The following is a 19,501-nucleotide window of genomic DNA, read 5'->3' on the forward strand; positions in this document are numbered from 1 at the left end:
TCAATCTATTATAAGGGCCAGTTGAGCCTGGTTGCTGGAACAATGCTTTGTGCCGCTCCGGCAATGGCAGAGACCGAATTTACTACCGACCTTTCTCTTGGCGCAGGCGCATCGACTAATCCTTATTTGGAAAATGGTCCTGTGCAATCGACTGCCAGTGGCTCGATTAGCGTTGCTCCCCGGCTTCGGATTACGGATGCGGCAACGACATTTAATCTTCGTGGTTTTGCTCGGATTGAAGAATATGAAAGAAACTTCCGGACGAACAATAGTTTTGGCGTAAACGGCAGTGTCGAACATGGCCTGTCTGAACGGACAGAGCTTCGGGGCAGTTTGGGATATCGCGGCAGTATTGTGGGGGTAAACGATGCCTTCTTTAATCCGCCAGATGTGATTGATGACAATTTCTTGCCCGTGGTTGCTGATGATATAGCGCTGAATGGTTTAAATCAGCGTCGTCATACTTTCCAGGCTGGAGTGGGGATTTCCCATAGCTTCTCAGAATTGGACAGTATAAACGCTGACCTTGGTGCAACTGCAATTCGTTTCGCGGATTCCGTTGTTCAGGATGAGTTTAATGCCTTTAATCAAAATATTGGCTATTCGCGTGTATTGTCCGATCGGACTTCAGTTGGTGCTTCTGTAGGATTTAGCCAGGTTAATTATTTGGGTCAGCGAACCGGTGATTCCTCAATCATAACGCCATCTGTGAATATCTCGCATCAAATTTCGCAAGATTTTACCATAACAGCGTCCGCAGGTGTTTCCTTCGCAAGGTCGAAAAATATCCTTGGAACGACCAAATCGTCTGATTTGGCGGCTTCGTTTAATCTGTGTCGTGACAATGAGAATAATAAGCTTTGTATCGGTGCGAGCCGGCAAACCTTGCCAACATCTTTTGACGGTGTGAGATCACAGACAGCATTCAATATTGGATATAGCCAGCAACTTAACCGGGATGACAGCATTAGCTTGAACGGCAGTTACTCGCGATCTTCCAATTCCGTTTTAGGGGTTTCGAATGATTTGGACTATCTGCGCAGCTCTGTAACCTTTAATCATAAATTTCGCGAGCGATTTACGGGTTTTGTATCGTTTGGCTATTCCGACTCTTATCAAGACGGTATAAACCGCAAAGCCAATACTCAGGTGGGTATCGGAATTCGGCTAACATTTGGTAATAATCGATGAATATAGAAGACCTTGACGAACAAGAATCAGAAGGCGGAAATTTTCTGTCTCAGATTCCCGTCATTATCTGGCAGCGGAAATGGCTTTTCATCATCCCGCTTTTACTTTGTGCTGCAGCTGGCGTTGCAGCCTATTTCTTGTTGCCGACAGTTTACCGGTCGCAAGCTATAATGCTGGTACAGTCTTCGCAGCTACCTGATGATGTTGCTGGCGATGGAGCCAATGAGATTGTCGACCGGCGCATTGCTCGAATTCGTCAACAAGTACTAAGCCGTCCTGGTTTAATCGAGCTGATTAATAAATATGAGCTTTACACTTCTGATCGGGGGAGTGATCCGCTTTCAGAAATTGTAGAAAATATGCGGGAATCGGTTGAAATCGTTCCGATGACAGCTGAAGTGCAACGCGTGGGCAACGGCCAAAGTGCTACCATTGCCTTCGCACTGGGATATGAATATTCTGATCCAGTAAAAGCTCAAAGTGTCGCTCAAGACTTGACAGAACAAATATTACAGCTGGATTCTACAGTAAATTCTGAACAGGCTAGCAGCACAGAAGAATTTCTGATGGATCAGGCTGCTGGATTGGACGCTCAAATTCAAACACTTGAAAGTCAAATCGCTACCATAAAAGCGCAAAATGGCGATGTGCTGGGTAATAGCGGGATGATGTTTGGCGGTGGTGGCGGTGGTTACGACGTGCAGATTGCCGCTCTTCAGCGGGAAAATTCTCAGTTGGTCTCGCAGCGCGAAGATGCGTTAAAGTCATCTAACCGTGACCCAGTTGTTGCAAGCGCCGAACAACAGCTGGCAAACGCAAAAGCTATTTATTCCGACAATCACCCTGATGTCGTGATCGCCCAACAAAGACTTGCCGAAGCAAAGGCACTCGCTGAACAGAATATCGCCAAATTGCCGGTTGATACAATTAATCAGCAGATCGCATTCAACAACACTCAAATCGCTACCCTGCGTGCTGCAAAGGCTAGAGAAAATTCCCGGATATCAGCCTCACTAAATGCCCAGTCACGAGCGCCTATTGTGCTCCAGCAGATCGAACAGCTGCAGCAACGGCTCAATGGATTGAACGAACAATATCAAGGCGTTTCAAATCGTTTGTTGGCAGCGCAGGCTGGCGTGAAGGCTGAAAATGAACAAATGGGCGAGCGGCTCTCGGTGATTGACCCGCCAGTTATTCCCGACAAGCCGGCGTCACCAGATTGGTTGTTGCTGTCAGGTGGTGGCTTGGGTGCTGGCCTTGCTCTTGGATTTTTGTTGGTGTTTGGCACGGAATTGTTCTTGCAACCCATTCGTGATCCAAAAACAATATCAAACGCCATGGGCGTTGCTCCCATGGTTGTCATACCGACTATAAAAGAGATTAACGAAGAAGAATCTGGCCGCAGTTTTTGGCCGTTCCGGCGCCGTGAAGCTCATGTCGAAGAATTTTAGTCGACTATAATCTTATATATTTGGATAATGCTCAGTGCTCAACACCACCAATAAACCGTCTGATCTGTCAGGTCCTGTTGTAATTCCGCATCCGGCACAGCTGGAAGCGTTCATACCTGACGAAGCAACACTTGAGGCGAATCACATTGTGGGTTTTGACGGGAATGATATCCGTTCACGGCCTTTCAATCTTTTACGGTCGCAAGTGATCAAAACGTTGGACTCGAATGGTTGGAACTTATTCGGGACGACGTCGGCAACACCTGCAGCTGGTAAGTCATTCTTATCTATGAATCTGGCCGCTGCGCTCTCGCGGTTGTCCGAAAAAACAATTTATCTATTCGATTTTGATCTACGGCGCGGGTCACTCGCCGAGGCTTTAGGTGTAGAAGGCAAGAACGGACTTGGCGAGTATCTCGCTGGTAAAACAGACGATTTGCATTCTGTTGGTCGCAGAATTGGCGATAGCAATTTGGTTGTTTTCCCCTGTTATCGCGTCAAAACCAATTCGGCAGAATTGCTTGCCAGTAAAAGGTTTGATGCGTTGATGGAAGCTGTAAAGAGCTTGCCCAATGACGTGATTGTGATTTGTGATCTTCCGCCGGCGTTCGCCAATGACGACACAATCATGATAGCCCAGCACCTTGATGCCTATATGCTTATAATCGAGCAGGGTATTACGACTAAGAAACAGATGAACAATACGGTAGCGTTGCTAAAACCTACTCCTTGTCTTGGTACTGTTCTAAACCGCTATGTGGGTGGTCTCATTGACCCCTATGGTTATGGATATGGTGGCTCCGAATATAGCAAATATTATTCCGATTGAGCTGATTTACATTGGTTTAAAATCACTTGATTTTTCAAACCAAAAACACGACCGGCTTCATTTGGAAATTACCAGGCGTGATCATCAGCTATGAGTAATTCAGCGGAAATCCTTGTGGACTTCATGGATCACATCTTGAGTGATATCTTGTTTCAATAATCCTGGGCCAATCGAGAAACAGGCAGTCCTCCCGACAATCTTTGGTGCGCCGAGAAAGCCCTCCACCTGTTCATAATGGGGTCTTCCAACATAATCATCGATATATAGCGAGCAATTGGCTTTAGCTTCTACAGCATGATAAGCTGTTGCGAGGGCGCATGCGACGCGAAACCTGCCGTCTACGAGAACCATGTCGGGAAATTTCTCGGATTGTTCAATCTGAGCAAAGGCTTTCTCTGTATAGTTTCTCCAGCGAGCATATTTGATCATTGATGGGCGCGTAAACACCGGATAACCCCATTCTTCGGTTAATCCGATGTCGCTGTAAATTATCGTAACAGGTGCTTTGACTCCTACCTTTTTACGAACTGCATCAGAATATTTACGATCTGTCTCAACACATAGCGTTTTGACGCCGGCCTTTGCAGCCAGAACTGTTGAAGCACCCGATCCAAATTCGAGATAATACTGCGCTTGCTGTATTTTTTCGCGAAACAAACTATCAAATTCAGGATCAAATGCAGGTTGATCAGGAATTTGAATATCATTCAACCAGGACGATCTGCGTAGCTTGAACGCCCGTGAAAGCGCGCGCAAATCAACTATAGTTTGTGGAAGCTTTGACATATCAAAAACAGCCTTTTTCCGAGATATAGCGGAAAAATTTTGAAGTTAAGTTAATTTGCATTCAATCCTAACAGCGTCAAGTCAGCGCTGGTGTTCAACAGTGATGATATCATTGGTCTTCAAGGAAAAAATCACATCGACAGGCTTTCTCGACCATGTATAGAACGGCTTTGACGCTATTGGTTTTGGTGGAGTATCATCTTGGAATTACAGCAACTCAATTCCCTGTGGGTGGGCAATAAACTGAGCTATTTAGAGCGTCTGTGTCTGAAGTCAGCTTTGGCTGTGGGGCATCAGTTCACGCTTTGGTCTTATGAGCCTGATAAGCTGGAAGGCGTGCCCGATGGCATCATATTGCGTGATGCTGCCGAAGTTATGCCAAGAGAACGCTTGCTGACCTATGCGGATACGGGTTCAGTTGCGCTCGGCGCAAACTTCTGGCGCTATGAATTATTGGCAAAAGGGCTCGGCTATTGGGTCGATATGGATTTCTATTTTTTGAAACCCTTGGAGTTCGAAGCAGACCATGTTTTTTGCTGGGAGTATGAGGGTTGGGTTAACAATGCCGTGCTCCTAGCGCCAGCAGGATCGGCCATGGTTTCTGATCTTAATTCGATACCGCAAGCCAATAAGCGACCGCCCTGGTTTGGTCCAAAAAGGTCTTTGGCTTTTTACTGGCAAAGATTGACCAAAGGCCCGATCGGGCTGGATGAAATGCCATGGGGCACCTATTCTTCAGGTCTTGTTACTTATGTGATCCAAAAGAACAAGCTTGAGCAATATGCAAAGCCACCAAGCGTTTTTTATCCCGTACGCTGGAAAGATGCGCGCGATTTATATGAACCTGCCGAGGTTGTAGAGGCTATGCTCGAAGACGATACGGTCGCGGTCCATATGTGGCATAGCCGCCTGGTCGGGTTGTTCGACAAGCCCCCTGCTCCCGGATCCTATATCGATTTAGCGTGCAAGAAACACGACGTCGACACGTCTTATTGATGCTCCAGCCAGTTTAGCGGTTCAGAGCCCGTTTCAATTTGCGGCCCAAGCCGGCCACTTCTCGCACAACTGGTATCTTGTCAAAGAAGCGCAGCTCAGCAATGTCGGTTCGCGATGGACGTTGATGTCCAAGGGCCGGCTCGGCAAATATAGTGGTCACATCCGGAAACGCACGACGATACCAAATATAAGCACCGTCAATTGGAGGGTGCATACCTTCATAGCTCAGGTTTTTGAGATAGTCCGCAAGATGAGCGGCTGTTTCCGGAGAGAACCCCATCATGTGCGCGCCAATTATGTCACTGGCCAGAAGGTTAGAAGGATCCTGAGCTTCATAACCACCATAAAAGATCGACCAAGGCTTTGGGGGTACATAAGCGGACGCATCAGGAATGAAATCACAATCATCTTCCAGGATGAGCACGCGATGTTCGTTGCTGGCGGCTTCTTCTAGTATTGTTAGATGGCTTTGAAAAACACCGCGTGCGCCTGGGGAACTAAACGGTCCAGCATCATCAAACTGGAAGGCCTTGAAAAAAGCGACGCGTGGATCATCAAGCAGGCCAATACGCGCCAATTCTCCTTCCATTTCCGCGCGTCGATCCGTGCGATAAGGCAAGTTTATGATGCGGATACTGTCAAACTGGTCGAAAATCATGGCTGCCGCCCCTGTACGGGTAAGTGATCAAACTGTATCGCATTTGTAATTGGTTACGGTAAAGAAGATAACGCAATTTTCAGATCAAATTCTTAACCGAAAGTCTGTTTGGCGAGGCGGCGTTACTCACTTGTAAAAAATCGCACCGCCCTGTTTCCCTTTTAAAAGGCGAGAAACAAAGCGGAAAATTCCAAGTGTTTCCCCGAATTTTCCGGCAATATTAAGTGCTGCGACTTTCCACGAGAACTTATTAAAAGCTCCTTGTTTAATCGCCATGCGAGCGGTTTGCGCCATATAAATTGCAGGAAGAATGAGCAAAAAGATGGGCGCAAACAGGCCACCGACAACCGCAATTAATGGTATAATTAACGCCCATAATATCGCCCGAACCAACTCGCGACTATAAAGCGCCTTGCCAGTTTTTCGTGTGGTCCACCAAACCTGAGCATATCCAAAACCACTGCGTATCGCACGTAGCCACCATTGCCGAAAATGATGCATATCAGCGTCATGAACTGTCATCGGCTGATCAATGCGCCAGATTCGCATATTCTTCGTCCGCATACGACTGCACAATTCAGGCTCTTCGCCTGCTATGATACCGCCATTATATCCATCAACAGCGACGAAGGAGCTTTTGCGCATAAGAGCATCGCCGCCACATGCCTCGCTTTCACCGACGGCGGTATTCCATTCCTCATCGCAAATCTTGTTATAGAATGAAGCATCGGGAAACCGCTCTCGCCGTCGTCCGCAGACTATCGCTACATCTGAACGTTGATCGAGGAAATCAGTGGCAGATGCTATCCAGCCTTGCTCAATCTCGCAATCTCCATCGACAAACTGGATATAGTCAATATTTGGCGCGATCGATAACAATCGAGCAAATCCCTCATTCCGCGCTCGCGCTGCCGTAAATGGGGTTGCCAGATCCAGATCAAGAACATCGGCTCCACGGGATCTAGCCGCCTCTGGACTTCCATCGGTAGATGCTGAATCAACATAAACGATCGGCAACCCCATAAGTGTAAGGGAATCGATACATTGGACCAGGCGGTCACCCTCATTACGGCCGATAACAACGACACCCACCCTGCCCTCAATTGGGCCGGAGCTTTTACTCGCCGAATCTGCATCGACCGATAGCTTGTTGTCAGCCATTGATGATGCTCCCATATTCCAGCCAAGTCCCGAAATCTGCGACTAACCCCAGTTGCATGAATATGTACCGCCAAATCACCACGAGAAATGCGAAAAGGCTAAGCAGGGCAAAATCCTGTTTCAGGAAAGAGAGGCCTTCTTTCCATTGCGAGAAGGATAAAGAGACATAGCGAAATAAATCAGCAATCGCGATGACACAAAGGGCAGCGATCAGGCCGTAATAAGTCAGGGTCAAAGGTACGGCAATGACGAGCCAGAGTAATTTTGCAAAATTGGCTTGGGCACTATGAACTGACTTTCCAATGCCCAACATAAAGGATTCGCCCATTGTCGAAAGGATTGAAAACCAGGTACCAGCCATTAAAATCGGTAGCATAAAGGCCGCTGCAATATAGCGATCATCATAAAGCGTAAGAATTACAACGTCGGAAAGCGCAACTATTATCGAGAGTCCGCCGGCTGTTGCTAGTAAGGCTTTTCTTCGCAGGCCGGCTATTGCAGGGCGCAATTCTGAACGGTCTTTCGCAAATGCGGCGACTTTCGGAAAAATCATCATGGTGCCAATACGCTGTACCAACATGCCGATCATGTCGGAAAATGTTCGCGCGATTCCATAAATACCTAATATTGCAAACGGAATTTCTTTCGCAAAATATAGGCGGTCGAAATTCATGGCCAGAAAAAAGACGACGGAGGAAGCAAAAACCCATTTGCCAAACGAGATGATTGCTTTGACATGTTCACGAGATATTTTGATCCGGTACAAACGAAAATCAATAAGAAAGAAGCTTGCCGTTGCGGAAATGGATGTCGCCACGATCAGACCAGCTACTAGAGCCCAAATCGTGGGAGAATATAGCGCCAAGGCAATATGAACGATGGCGGAAACCGCTGCGATAAAGACATCAAATAATGCAATGGTCCTAACCGCTTGTCGTTTTTGTAAAATAAAGCGAGCCGGTGCCTGAATACCGGTGAGAAGAAAGACCACTGAGATAATGGGAATGATTTCTACCAATTCATCACTATCATAAAATGAGGCCAGAGGCTGAGCCAGCAACAAGGCGATAGCGAAAAGGAAAATCCCGCGAATGATTTGGATGGTCCATGCCGTATTGTAAAAATCGGGCTGATCGCCCTTGCGATTGCTCACGATATTCTGACCGATACCAACATCAGACAAAAGCTCGATGCCAGTTCTCAGCGTATTGACGATAAGCATCACGCCGAAAAGTTGCGGCGCCAGCAAGCGGGCAAGAACAACATTGGTAAAGAGGCGAAGGCCTTGAGAAGCGCCGTAGGATCCAGCCACCCATGTGATTTGGGATAGCATTTGACGAGAAATCATTGTCGCCCCTTCATTCTCGTCGGTCCAGTCATTCTTAACGCCCTATCGCATGTTGCTACGGGATACATCACAAAAAAAGGAATGCTTTACTGGAGAGTGCAATGACATAATATCTAGAATATATCGTTACCAACAAAAAACCCGCCGGCTCGCGCCAGCGGGTTTCTGTGTTGAAACTGTCTCGAATTAAGCGATAGCGGGCTTTGCAGTCACCGACTTGCGACGACGGCGCAAAGCACCACCGACCATACCGAAACCAAAGATCATCATGCCCCAGGTTGCTGGCTCAGGAACAGCTGAAACATTGATATTATTGGTGTTGAACGCAAAATCCGGATTGGCAAGAACATCGAAGTTCAAATTGAAACCGATTGCGTCAAATGCCGCTAGATCAAGACCAGTAATGATGCTGTTGGTTCCTCGCGAAATGGTTGGATCCAAGATACCGCGCTGAACTTCACCAGCAGCAACGTCTCTCCAGTGGCTGGCTTGACGGCCATCACCCAAGAAATCGCCGGTTGAGAAGAACGCATCACCAAAAAAGTTGGTCGCACCGCCATCAAGCGAGAAGAAAGGTGCTTCGTTACCTTCGCCGCCTACAGCCCAGTCTACAATACCGAGCTGCGCACTCAGTTCACTGTAGCGGAACAGGTCTAGCGGGCTTGCAATACGGAATGGATTGAGATCCAAGTCGGCAAAGGTGCCATCGCCGAATGGGATGTCAGGATTACCGCCTACGAAATCATATGTGTCTACACCGGAGACAAAACCAAGTGCATGACCGATTTCGTGGATGGCGATTCCGACAAAGTCAAATGCGCCAGCCGTAATTCCGTCGGTAGGATCGAAGTCAAATGCGAATTCATCGCTAAAAGTCACGTTGCCGTCGGAAGATCCATCGTCACCAAGAAGCCCGACAGATTTCAAAACTGCTGTGTTGACGTCCAAAACGGCGTTGTTGGCACTGCCATCTGCATCCAACGTCCGGACGAGTGGGGTTGCAACACCACCGCCGCCTGGGTTCGGGGCGGAAATCAATGCATTCACGCCAAGAATGTCAGAACCGTCATCATTATCAAATTGAGAAGGAACGAGGTTTGGAAAAAACAGCTTGAGCATCCAAATTGCTCGTACCAGAAGCGCGCAATGCCTGAAGAAACGGTTCGACAAGGGCACCTGCAGAGCTGCTACCGGTTGACCCTAAAACGTTAGGCGGCAAACCACCAAAACCAACATCCAGACGGATAGTGGCATCATTTGTGAAAACGTTTTCCCAGAACTGTGCAGCAGCGACAAAACCTGCATAAGCTTTGGTATTCGTTTCAACACCGCCGGTGTTGTTCAATACAATGGTTAGTGCACTAGCTGGTGCAGTTGCGAGTGGCAGTGCAAATAGCGCAGCGCCAGCAAGCAGTAACTTTGCTGATTTCATATATCTTCCCCTAAGATCCCGCCAGAATAGGCGTTAAGATAAAGTTAATTCCCATTCTAAGTGACGGAGTCAATGGCATTATTCGATTATGAGTTATTTACTTTTGAGTGTCGGATTTTATTACAATCTAATCGTAACAACCGGTGGGGGCTATATTTTCTGTCGCTATTTATTGTTTAAAAACAGATATATCCGTCGATAATTTCGCTAACAGGCTGCGATAATGTGTCATTTTGGGACGGGCCGCGAAGATGTTACATTTCTGCACAAAACAGATATCAAATTCTACTAAACCGATACGATAGAAATCGATTTTGCTTTACACAGTCGTAAATATCTAATTCGTATTAGATGATGCATATCCGTAATATTTTTGATTTCGGTTGGTCAACAAGGCTAAAAGTCAGATGGATTTTTTTGCAATAATCTTTAACTGACTGGCTTTATGAGTGCAGAATCGCAAAGTCACAGGATGGCAAAGGAAGAACATAGATCATGAGATTCGTTGCGCTGGCGGTCATAATCTTCTCTGTGCCCATATTTTTCGTTCTATTGCAGCAGAATGCAAGATATCGACGCTACCTCTATTTTGCCGTCGGTTTTTTACCGTTTGTAATATCCGCGTGGAATCTTGATGGAGCTATAATTAGCTGGGCGACATGGCCGGGGCAAATAGCTTTTCCATTCACTGCAATCTTCATAGCCTATATCGGTGCTGCCGCGTTATCCATCGTCTTTTCGAACAATCCCCAGGCTTCTTTTTTCTATGCATGGCAATTGGGCACCGTGATGTTGGTTTTTTGGGCTTCTGCCAATATTTGCATGACCGCGGATGGACCAAAGATGATTATCGCAGGTCTGATCTGCGGTATCACTCTGCAAGCAGGTTTTTCAATCAATCAGAAGCTGTCTGGTGTAGTTCAGGCGAGCGGAACAATGGGGCATCAAAACCTTTTGGGTGTCGCTACTCATTTTGCGCTCTATCCCTCGCTCGCGCTACTCATGGCTACAAAAAAAGCAAAGCTGCCGGTATTGGGAGTAATAGCCGGCTTGATCGTCGTCGCTTTCGGGGCTTCACGAGCGACAATCGGACTTGCGGGTATCGGTGTCATGCTTCTGATCTTTCTGTCTATGGTTCGGAAGCCCTCGGCGCGAAAAACTAAAGTTGCCGTCATTGGATTAGTCATCCTTGCCGCAGCTACACCCGTCGCAATTTCTTCGCTTCAGCAGCGTTTTGCGATCAATTCCACTGAAGGCAGTAACGAGGAGCGGCAAGCTTTTGAGCGAGCGGCAAAGATGATATGGTCCGATCATCCTATGGGCATAGGTGCCAATCAATATGTCGTCATCGCCAATACCGAAGGATATTCGCAAAGAGCCGGTGTCATTTGGAACCAAGGCAGCCGATCCGCGCCGGTGCATAACAGCTATTTGCTTGTGGCAGCCGAAACCGGTTTCATCGGATTATTCTGTTTCATATTGTTGATTTTCGTTCCAATTATCGCTGCTTTAAAATTTGCATGGGCCAACCGCGGCGATCCCCGAGGTGATTTGGCGGTAGGGATTGGCGTAACCCTGACAGTCTTTGCGCTGCATAGTTTTTATGAGTGGGTCATGCTGACTTGGGTCATTCAATATCTGCTGGCAATTGCCATCGGGATGTTGGCCGGCTTGATGATGCAGCGCAAAGCGATGAAACGAGCAGCCGTAATAGCCAAACGCAAGAAGCAACAGGAAACCGGCGGAAATGGTGTGCCAGCATTGGTCAAATCAACATGATTCGCGACTATAGCTGATTGAACCTACATTTTTCGTCAGAGCGGTTATGCGCTATTGTTTAACTGGTCTGGTACTCGAACTTAAATAGCCCGCATAGCCGTCCGTAAACGCGGTTAGAACGCTATCTGCTTCTTCTGTCGCAAACTGCATGGCTTCCTCTTGCGAGCTATCAAATTCCATCTCGTCTTTTTTTATAGCAGCAATCATAGCGCTGCGTTCATCTGGACAAGCCTCTGCGGCGGCTTTTTTGAAGGACCCTCGCGCGGTTTTCTGATCGAGATGTGTAATCGTGAAATCGGTCAAGCAATTGGAATAAGTAACCCTCATGGTTTCGGCGTCTGCTGCACCAGTGCTCGCGGCACTTAGAAGAGCGATTGTAAACAAGTTGAACATAGAAGCCTCCTAAAGCAATAGGTTAATATATCACATATTCCGTTTTAACGCTACCGAATCTGATGCTCTCGACCACAGTTATTTTGCCTCCCGTGGTGCTGAGCTAAAACCATAATTGGTTGTTATCAGAGAATCTTAAGGCGAAAAGCTAATAGTTGATTGTAAAATTTTCGGCATTGATCGGCAACCTGCTGCTGTGCATGAGTCAGCGTTGGCGATCGGTCGGACGGCGGAGCGAAACTTGTGGTATCAAGAACGCGATTATACCAGTGGGAAGCCCATATCCCGTCCGTATCTCGTGGTCCGGGCTTCCAAGAAAGCATTGCAGGATCCCAACTAATATCCAACGCGGTGCACAGACTCTGCAAATGCGCCTCAGGATTTTGCAAGATTTCAGCGCTATCCATTACTATGGGCGCTGTCCCGGTCAATTGCGCCACCTGATCAAGATATTCGACTTGCCGCTCATAACCGAGATCATCTGCCGTCACTTCCACCCGTTTGGCGGCGTAGCTTGCCACTACATCCTCAGGATTGCGGATCAGAAAGGCGTGTCGATGATCTGGGAAATCAGCGATCGAAACATCATCAACCATATGATGCGGCATATGCTTTTGATACCAAAGCGCCCTTCCCTCTGGCACCGGGCCGCGCATCGCGTTCTTCACAGAAGTCCAATCGCAATCCATGGACGCAATGATCTGGTCTGCCATCGGCTGCTGAAAACCGGTCTTCTTCAGGAAGGCGCCGTAAAAGGGTTCATCGGTTACAGCGCAATCCGACCGACTGCCAAAACTACGCATCATCGCGGTCGAGATATTGCGCGGCCCTGACCACATGGCAATGCGCACGGGCTGTGACGTCATGACGCCGTGTCACTTTCGATCAGCGCTTTGTACAGTCCTTGTAGGCGCTCGACCACCGGTCCCCTGCCCTGACTCAATACCCGCCCGTCGACCTCGGTTGCTGGCACCACGCCAGCAAAAGTCCCGGTGACAAAGGCTTCGTCCGCGCCATAAACGTCGGTCAGGGAGAAATTCTTCTCGAATACCGGAATGTCATTTTCCCGGCACAGTTTAATCACATTGCTGCGCGTAATCCCGCCCAGGCAATAGTCGCCGCTGCTCGTCCATACTTGCCCTTTGCGAACAATGAAGAAATGCGTGCTGTTGCAGGTCGCGACAAAGCCCTGTGGGTCCAGCATTAAGGCTTCGTCCGCCCCGGCCTGTGTCGCCTGAATACAGGCGGTTATACAATTGAGCTTACTATGGGAGTTAAGTTTTGGGTCCTGCACCGCCGGATCACCGCGCCTGACATGAACCGTAAAGAGGCGGATGCCATTTTCCACTGTGCTGGGCAGTGCTTCTTTATATTCGGGGATGATCACGATGGTCGCGGGAGAAATAATGACCCTGGGGTCCTGATAAGGCGTCGAACGGATACCGCGCGTCACCATCAAGCGGATGTGACAAGCGGTCATGCCGTTGGCTTCTATAGTTTCATAAAGCCGCGCAATCAGCTCTTCCCGGCTGATGCCAATATCCATGGCAATGGCTTTGGCGCCTTCAAATAGCCGGTCCATATGCGCGCCGAGAAACGCAATACTGCCTTTGTGGACCCGCAAGCCTTCCCAGACCCCGTCTCCCAGCATGAAACCACTGTCAAACACCGATACCATGGCCTCGGCCCGCGGCGTTATCGCGCCATTGACGTTGATCAGAATGGTTTCGTTGCGCGGGTCCTCGACATAGTCATGCGTGCCTTTAGCCATTCTATTGTCCTTTTACGAGCGTCCCGCCCTTTACTACGACGTCGACATCTTCCAATTCCCGTATATTGGCGAGCGGATTGCCATCAACAGCAATAAAATCCGCATGATATCCAATCTTTATCCGCCCGACCTGATCGGCTTTCCCAAGCGCATCCGCAGCATTAATCGTAGCGGCGCGAATGGCTTGCAGTGGTGTCATGCCATAGTCGACCATGATCTTGAACTGCCCGCCTGCTATACCATGCGGCATGACGCCGGCATCGGAACTGAACACCATCTTCACGCCCGCCTGATGGGCGGCGCGGAAATTGTCGCGCTGCAGCTGGGCAATTTGCCGGTCTTTGAGAAGATTTTCCTCCAAGACCCCGTTTTTCTTGCCTTCTGACTGGGTATATTCGGTGTTGAAAATATCCATTCCGAAATAGGTGCCGTTCTTGCGCGCTAGATCAATGCCCTCTTTGTCGACCAAGCTGGCATGCTCGATGGTGGTAAAGCCAGCACGGATCGCTGTCTTGATTCCGGCAGCGCCATGGGCATGGGCCGCTGTTTTCAGACCCCACAGCTTCGCCTCATCGACAATCGCGCTGAGCTCTTCCAGCGACAATTGCTGCTGTCCCGGCTCCGTATTGCGGGAAAACACTCCGCCCGTGGCACATACCTTGATGACCTCGGCGCCATATTTGCGCTGTTCCCGCACCTTTTTCCGCAATTCCGCGGGGCCATCGCCGACGGCAGGCGATTTGGCCTGGAATGAAGGCGGCAGGAAGGTCTGGTCGCAATGGCCGCCGGTTGCGCCTAGCGAATAGCCCGCAGGTGTAATGCGCGGTCCGGCGATCAATCCTTCATCAATCGCCTGCTTGTATGCGATGTCCGAGTAATTGTCGGAACCGATATTGCGAACGCTGGTAAAACCTGCCTCCAGCATAGCGCGTGCATTGGCGACACCCTGCACCGTAAAGAACTGATCCGTGAATTGCAGGCCGCTATAGCCGCCATAAATCGGATTGGCATCAAGATGGACGTGCATGTCGATCAGACCGGGGAGAATTGTGACATCTCCCAGTGCAACCGTTTTGGCATCTGCTGGCTCGACCGGGTCATTCTGGTCCGTGACCCGGGCGATTTTACCATCAGTGACGATAATGGCGGGGTTCTCGATCATTCGGCCGCTGTCGACATCCAACATCCGGTCAGCCGTATAGACGATGGTCTCCGCATTGGCAGTCGCAGAGATGGTAAGAGATAGTGCCAGTAAGCCTTTGATCGGATTCATCGATTGCTCCCCTCTTTGAATTCTCTCTCCTTTTAGGGAGAGGACAACGAAGACTTAGCACCGCAGGTGCTTAGTCGTAGTCGGTGAGGGGTGGCGTATAAGCGCAACGGCAATGATTGCCGCCCACCCCTCTCTAAGACTTGCTAAGGCAATAAATTGCCAAGCCAAGTCTTTTCTCTCCCTCAAGGGGAGAGAAGTAAAATCCCTACTCCCAATCTGCGCCAATATGATGGGATTCACGATATTACTTTCTTTTCCTCTCCCCCTGAGGGAGAGGATACCAAAGCCTTAGCAATTTATTGCTTAGGCGACGTTGGTGAGGGGTGTTGGGAAAGCGCAACCAAAATAGCTTCCAAAACGCCCTCCAGATTCTCGTTTATCTCATTATTCCAATATCTAAGAACAGAGTAGTCTTGCTTTTTCAACCACTGATCGCGCGCCAGGTCATGATCACTATCATAATGCTGCGATCCATCTGCTTCCACAATCAGATTCTTTTCGTGGCATATGAAATCAACAATATAGGGACCTATTGGCTGTTGTTTTCGAAACTTATATCCGCCTAATTGACGGTCTCTTAACCGGTTCCAAAGCAGACGCTCCTGCGGCGTCATGTCGCGACGTAGCTGTTTGGCGTGTTGTAGAGTTTGCCGTTTATATCCGGCCATTGGCGCTTGACCTCCACCCCTCACCAAGATTTTCTAACGAACAAGTTCGTAAGCAAATCTGTCCTCTCCCTCAAGGGGAGAGGAAAAGTGGCCGAAACTGCCAAAATGGGCCCTCCTCTCCCCTTGAGGGAGAGGAAACCAAAGCCTTAGCGCCGAAGGCGGTTAGGCGACGTTGGTGAGGGGTAACGTCTAACGTCTGATCACATATGCAAAACCCGCTCATAGGCGTCGAGCACGCTTTCGTGCATCATTTCGCTGAGTGTTGGATGCGGGAAGACAGTGTTCATCAGTTCCGCTTCAGTCGTCTCCAGCGTTTTGCCGACGGTATAGCCTTGGATCAGCTCGGTAACCTCGGCCCCGATCATGTGCGCGCCCAGCAATTCGCCGGTTTTCGCATCGAACACGGTTTTGATGAAACCTTCGGTCTCTCCAAGCGCAATGGCCTTCCCGTTCCCGATAAACGGGAAATTGCCGACTTTGACGTCATGACCGGCTTCCTTTGCCTTGGCTTCGGTCAGGCCGACGCTCGCGATCTGTGGGTGGCAATAGGTGCAGCCCGGGATATTGTTCACATCCATCGCGTGCGGATGGCCACCCGCTATCGCTTCGACCGCGATAACGCCTTCATGACTGGCTTTGTGCGCGAGCCACGGTCCGCCGGTGACGTCACCGATCGCGTAAATGCCCTCGACATTGGTCCGGCACATCGCGTCCGTTTTGATATGGAAGCGCTCGTCGGGCTCGATGCCAAGCTCGTCCAGACCGACGGTTTCGACATTGGGCTGGATACCCACCGCGACAATCACATGGCTGAAGTCATGGCTGGCTTTCTTGCCTTTGCTGTCCTCAATCTCCGCCTTGACGCCCTTGGCTGATGTCTCGATACTCTTGACGCCAGCGCCGGTCATGATGGTCATGCCCTGCTTTTTCAGCGACTTTTCGAGAAATTTCGAGATTTCCTCATCCTCGACCGGAACGATGCGGTCCATCATCTCGACCACGGTCACGTCCGCGCCCATGTCATTATAGAAGCTGGCAAATTCGATCCCGATCGCACCGGAGCCGATAACCAGCAGTTTTTTAGGCATTTCCGGCGGCGTCATGGCATGGCGATAGGTCCAGATGCGTTTGCCATCGGCCTTGGCAAAAGGCAGATCGCGGGCGCGGGCACCGGTGGCGATGATGATATTCTTGGCGGTGAGTTCTTCGTCGCCCTTCTCTGTCTTGACGGCGACTTTGCCTTTCTCGACAATCTTGCCGTCGCCCATGATGACGTCAATCTTGTTCTTCTTCATCAGGCCGGTGACGCCCTTGTTCAGCTGACCCGCCACGCCTCGGGAGCGTTTCACGACGGCGTCCAGATCCGCACTGATCTTCTCCGCCGCCAGACCGTAATCGGCCGCGCGCTTCATATTGTGAAACACCTCCGCCGAGCGAAGCAGCGCCTTGGTCGGTATGCAACCCCAATTGAGGCAGATGCCGCCGAGATTTTCGCGCTCGACAATGGCGGTTTTCAGGCCGAGTTGCGAGGCGCGGATGGCCGCGACATAGCCGCCAGGGCCGGAACCAAGGACGATGAGATCGTAATTTTTTGCCATATATCAGTCTTCTACTTTCGTCATTTGCCAGGCATTAGGTACCAGGCGGAGTGAGGTTCCATACCATGTTGGAATGCTTGATCAATCCACACCATTGCTAGCGGTTCCAGTTTCCGCGCGTTGATAAGTGGGCCATAGTCAATCGGGTTAAAACCGATGTCGCGAAGCAATCCGCTAACAATTTCTTTCGCATCATCATGATCACTTGCGACAAACTGGATCGGACGTTCGGGATAGTCATGTGCCATGCCCATGACCGGCGAACCGACTTGGTTCAGCGCTTTGACAACCTTCGCATTCGTCTGCGCATCGATCATCTCGGCGGCGCTATTGTCAAAACCCAATGCGAGTTCCAGTCCGCCATCGCCCATTTTCAGGGGATTATTGCAATCGATAAGTATCTTGTCCGCCAGATCGCCACATTGCTTAAGCGCATCCAGCGCTACTGACCAGTCGACGGACAGGATCACCACGTCCGCCCATTGCGCCGCGTCATTGGTTGATTTCAAACCGATGCCATCGCCATTGTCATATTTGGCGTCGTTCGCATCGCGGACACCATAGCTTACATTATGACCTGCTTTATGAAAAGCTGGTCCCAACACACTGCCAACGCGACCTTTTCCGATAACTGCTATTTTCATTGGGCTTACTCCTTGGGGGTGAGGAAATGAATAGCTGGGGGAAATGGCGGCTCAACGGCTGATTAAGCCAGCATCCCCAATGGGTTCTCCACCAGATCTTTAAACACCTGCATCAACTGCGCGCCATCTGCACCATCAATCGCCCGGTGATCAAAGCTGCCGGTTGCACTCATAACCGTGGCGATTTGCAGGCTGTCGTCGATGACATGGGGGCGCTTCTGCCCTGCCCCGATCGCCATGATCATCGCTTGCGGCGGGTTGATCACCGCGTCGAAATTCTTGATCCCGAACATGCCCATGTTGGAGATGCTGGCGGTGCCGCCCTGATATTCGTGCATCTTGAGCTTGCCGTCCTTGGCGCGGCCTGCGAGATCTTTCATTTCAGTGGAAATGGTGCTGAGCGATTTTGTGTCGGCGCTCGTGATAATCGGTGTGATCAGGCCGCCGGGAATGCTCACGGCCACAGAGATATCGGCGCGGGCAAAGGTCTTGAGCTGATCGCCGTCAATCGAGACATTGCATTTCGGCACCTGCATGAGCGAGACCGCCAGCGCCTTGATCAGCAAATCATTGACCGACAATTTGACACCGCGTGGTTCCAGCGTCGCGTTGAGTTCGCTGCGCAGTTTGAGCAGCTTGTCGAGCTGGATATCCACGGTGAGATAGATATGCGGTATGGTCTGCTTCGCTTCAGTCAGGCGGCGGGCAATGGTCTTGCGCATGCCGGACAGTTTTTCCGACGTGTGCGGGATATCGAAATCATTGGCTGCTGGTGCCGGTGCCGGGGTCGCAGCAGAGGTTGGCGCAGGCGCCGCGGTTTCGCTTTTGGTCGGCGCGGTGCCGCCTTCAGCTGCATCAATATCGGCCTTGATGATCCGGCCGCCGGGGCCGGAACCCTTTAGAGCGGCGAGATCAACGCCTTTTTGCTCGGCCAATCTTCTAGCCAATGGGCTTGCTTTGATGCGATCACCATCGCCATCAGCGGGAGCAGCGGCCTTGGGCTTTTCTTCCGGCTCCGGTTCAGCAGCCTTCTTGGGTGCAGGCGCAGCTTTTTCTTCTGTTTTCTCAGGTGCAGGTTCGGGCTTTGCCTTTTTCGGTTCACTGGCACTGCCTTCCGATGCCACGTCAACGTCTTCTCCCTCTTCGGCGATAATCGCAATCACATCCCCGACTTTGACATTATCGGTCCCTTCGGCCACCACAATCTTCGCAATGACACCTTCGTCCACCGCTTCAAATTCCATCGTCGCCTTGTCGGTTTCGATCTCCGCCAGCAAATCGCCGGAAGCCACTTCATCCCCTTCTTTCACAAGCCATTTGGCCAGTGTCCCTTCTTCCATCGTCGGCGATAGGGCGGGCATTTGAAGGTTGATCGGCATGGAGAGAAAACCCTTGTGTCTATAATCGTTAAAGCGTTTATGCGCAAAAGACAGCAAAGCGCAAGCTGTGTAAATCTTGCATATCACAGGCTTTTATCGCAAGCTCGGTTTTATTAGTGAAATTTGCGCAGGCGGTTGGGGATT

The 19,501-nt window shown here is 50.0% G+C and carries 19 protein-coding genes; 5 read left to right on the forward strand and 14 right to left on the reverse strand.

Features of this window, described 5'->3' with window-relative positions; all coding sequences use genetic code 11:
* Nucleotides 1-21 precede the first annotated feature (21 nt).
* From J4G78_RS01185 to J4G78_RS01195, 3 genes are read left to right on the forward strand one after another with little or no spacing between them, the layout of a single operon-like run.
* A complete protein-coding gene (locus J4G78_RS01185) occupies nucleotides 22-1,191 on the forward strand; it encodes a TonB-dependent receptor (protein ID WP_207988071.1) in 1,170 nt (389 codons plus the stop codon).
* Nucleotides 1,188-2,642 (forward strand): GumC family protein, encoded by a 1,455-nt coding sequence (locus J4G78_RS01190; protein WP_207988072.1) that lies wholly within the window; start codon nucleotides 1,188-1,190, stop codon nucleotides 2,640-2,642. Before J4G78_RS01185 ends, J4G78_RS01190 begins: the two co-directional genes overlap by 4 nt.
* 34 nt (nucleotides 2,643-2,676) lie before the next feature.
* Nucleotides 2,677-3,471: a CpsD/CapB family tyrosine-protein kinase gene (locus tag J4G78_RS01195; RefSeq protein ID WP_207988073.1), complete on the forward strand. Its 795-nt coding sequence runs from the start codon at nucleotides 2,677-2,679 to the stop codon at nucleotides 3,469-3,471.
* A gap of 99 nt (nucleotides 3,472-3,570) precedes the next feature.
* Here the strand turns inward: J4G78_RS01195 and J4G78_RS01200 are convergent, their stop codons facing one another.
* Nucleotides 3,571-4,182 (reverse strand): hypothetical protein, encoded by a 612-nt coding sequence (locus J4G78_RS01200; protein WP_207988074.1) that lies wholly within the window; start codon nucleotides 4,180-4,182, stop codon nucleotides 3,571-3,573.
* Nucleotides 4,183-4,458: 276 nt separating this feature from the next.
* Between J4G78_RS01200 and J4G78_RS01205 the strand changes: the two genes are divergently transcribed.
* Nucleotides 4,459-5,253 (forward strand): hypothetical protein, encoded by a 795-nt coding sequence (locus tag J4G78_RS01205; RefSeq protein ID WP_207988075.1) that lies wholly within the window; start codon nucleotides 4,459-4,461, stop codon nucleotides 5,251-5,253.
* A 13-nt stretch (nucleotides 5,254-5,266) separates the two neighbouring features.
* Here J4G78_RS01205 and J4G78_RS01210 read toward each other — a convergent pair whose 3' ends face one another.
* The 5 genes from J4G78_RS01210 to J4G78_RS01230 form a co-directional block, all read right to left on the reverse strand.
* Nucleotides 5,267-5,911, reverse strand: a complete 645-nt coding sequence (locus J4G78_RS01210) for a glycosyltransferase family 25 protein (RefSeq protein ID WP_207988076.1) — start codon at nucleotides 5,909-5,911, stop codon at nucleotides 5,267-5,269.
* A 126-nt stretch (nucleotides 5,912-6,037) separates the two neighbouring features.
* Entirely contained in the window at nucleotides 6,038-7,072 is a 1,035-nt protein-coding gene (locus tag J4G78_RS01215; RefSeq protein WP_207988077.1) for a glycosyltransferase family 2 protein, read from the reverse strand.
* Nucleotides 7,065-8,420 carry an oligosaccharide flippase family protein gene (locus tag J4G78_RS01220; protein ID WP_207988078.1) on the reverse strand — a complete coding sequence of 452 codons (1,356 nt, stop codon included), beginning with the start codon at nucleotides 8,418-8,420 and terminating at the stop codon, nucleotides 7,065-7,067. The genes J4G78_RS01215 and J4G78_RS01220 overlap by 8 nt, the downstream gene beginning before the upstream one ends.
* A 186-nt stretch (nucleotides 8,421-8,606) precedes the next feature.
* A complete protein-coding gene (locus J4G78_RS18045; protein ID WP_243457176.1) occupies nucleotides 8,607-9,539 on the reverse strand; it encodes an NF038122 family metalloprotease in 933 nt (310 codons plus the stop codon).
* Nucleotides 9,496-9,852, reverse strand: coding sequence for a hypothetical protein (locus tag J4G78_RS01230; RefSeq protein WP_207988079.1), 357 nt, complete (start codon nucleotides 9,850-9,852; stop codon nucleotides 9,496-9,498). Before J4G78_RS01230 ends, J4G78_RS18045 begins: the two co-directional genes overlap by 44 nt.
* A gap of 495 nt (nucleotides 9,853-10,347) precedes the next feature.
* Between J4G78_RS01230 and J4G78_RS01235 the strand changes: the two genes are divergently transcribed.
* Nucleotides 10,348-11,631: an O-antigen ligase family protein gene (locus J4G78_RS01235; RefSeq protein WP_207988080.1), complete on the forward strand. Its 1,284-nt coding sequence runs from the start codon at nucleotides 10,348-10,350 to the stop codon at nucleotides 11,629-11,631.
* A gap of 51 nt (nucleotides 11,632-11,682) precedes the next feature.
* Here the strand turns inward: J4G78_RS01235 and J4G78_RS01240 are convergent, their stop codons facing one another.
* From J4G78_RS01240 to J4G78_RS01275, 8 genes are all read right to left on the reverse strand, one after another.
* Nucleotides 11,683-12,024: a hypothetical protein gene (locus tag J4G78_RS01240; RefSeq protein ID WP_207988081.1), complete on the reverse strand. Its 342-nt coding sequence runs from the start codon at nucleotides 12,022-12,024 to the stop codon at nucleotides 11,683-11,685.
* 125 nt (nucleotides 12,025-12,149) lie between these two features.
* On the reverse strand, nucleotides 12,150-12,890 hold the full coding sequence (locus J4G78_RS01245) for a sulfotransferase-like domain-containing protein (RefSeq protein WP_207988082.1): 741 nt from the start codon (nucleotides 12,888-12,890) through the stop codon (nucleotides 12,150-12,152).
* On the reverse strand, nucleotides 12,887-13,795 hold the full coding sequence (locus J4G78_RS01250) for an aminotransferase class IV (RefSeq protein ID WP_207988083.1): 909 nt from the start codon (nucleotides 13,793-13,795) through the stop codon (nucleotides 12,887-12,889). Before J4G78_RS01250 ends, J4G78_RS01245 begins: the two co-directional genes overlap by 4 nt.
* A gap of 1 nt (nucleotide 13,796) precedes the next feature.
* Nucleotides 13,797-15,068 carry a Xaa-Pro dipeptidase gene (locus tag J4G78_RS01255; protein ID WP_207988084.1) on the reverse strand — a complete coding sequence of 424 codons (1,272 nt, stop codon included), beginning with the start codon at nucleotides 15,066-15,068 and terminating at the stop codon, nucleotides 13,797-13,799.
* Nucleotides 15,069-15,364: 296 nt separating this feature from the next.
* Nucleotides 15,365-15,736: an endonuclease domain-containing protein gene (locus tag J4G78_RS01260; RefSeq protein WP_207988085.1), complete on the reverse strand. Its 372-nt coding sequence runs from the start codon at nucleotides 15,734-15,736 to the stop codon at nucleotides 15,365-15,367.
* A gap of 200 nt (nucleotides 15,737-15,936) precedes the next feature.
* Nucleotides 15,937-17,334, reverse strand: a complete 1,398-nt coding sequence (lpdA, locus tag J4G78_RS01265) for a dihydrolipoyl dehydrogenase (protein WP_207988086.1) — start codon at nucleotides 17,332-17,334, stop codon at nucleotides 15,937-15,939.
* A 20-nt stretch (nucleotides 17,335-17,354) separates the two neighbouring features.
* Nucleotides 17,355-17,978, reverse strand: coding sequence for an NADPH-dependent F420 reductase (locus tag J4G78_RS01270; protein ID WP_207988087.1), 624 nt, complete (start codon nucleotides 17,976-17,978; stop codon nucleotides 17,355-17,357).
* 62 nt (nucleotides 17,979-18,040) lie between these two features.
* Nucleotides 18,041-19,357, reverse strand: coding sequence for a pyruvate dehydrogenase complex dihydrolipoamide acetyltransferase (locus J4G78_RS01275; RefSeq protein ID WP_207988088.1), 1,317 nt, complete (start codon nucleotides 19,355-19,357; stop codon nucleotides 18,041-18,043).
* Nucleotides 19,358-19,501 lie beyond the last annotated feature (144 nt).

The organism is Parasphingorhabdus cellanae, assembly GCF_017498565.1.
Taxonomy (GTDB): Bacteria; Pseudomonadota; Alphaproteobacteria; order Sphingomonadales; family Sphingomonadaceae; genus Parasphingorhabdus; species Parasphingorhabdus cellanae.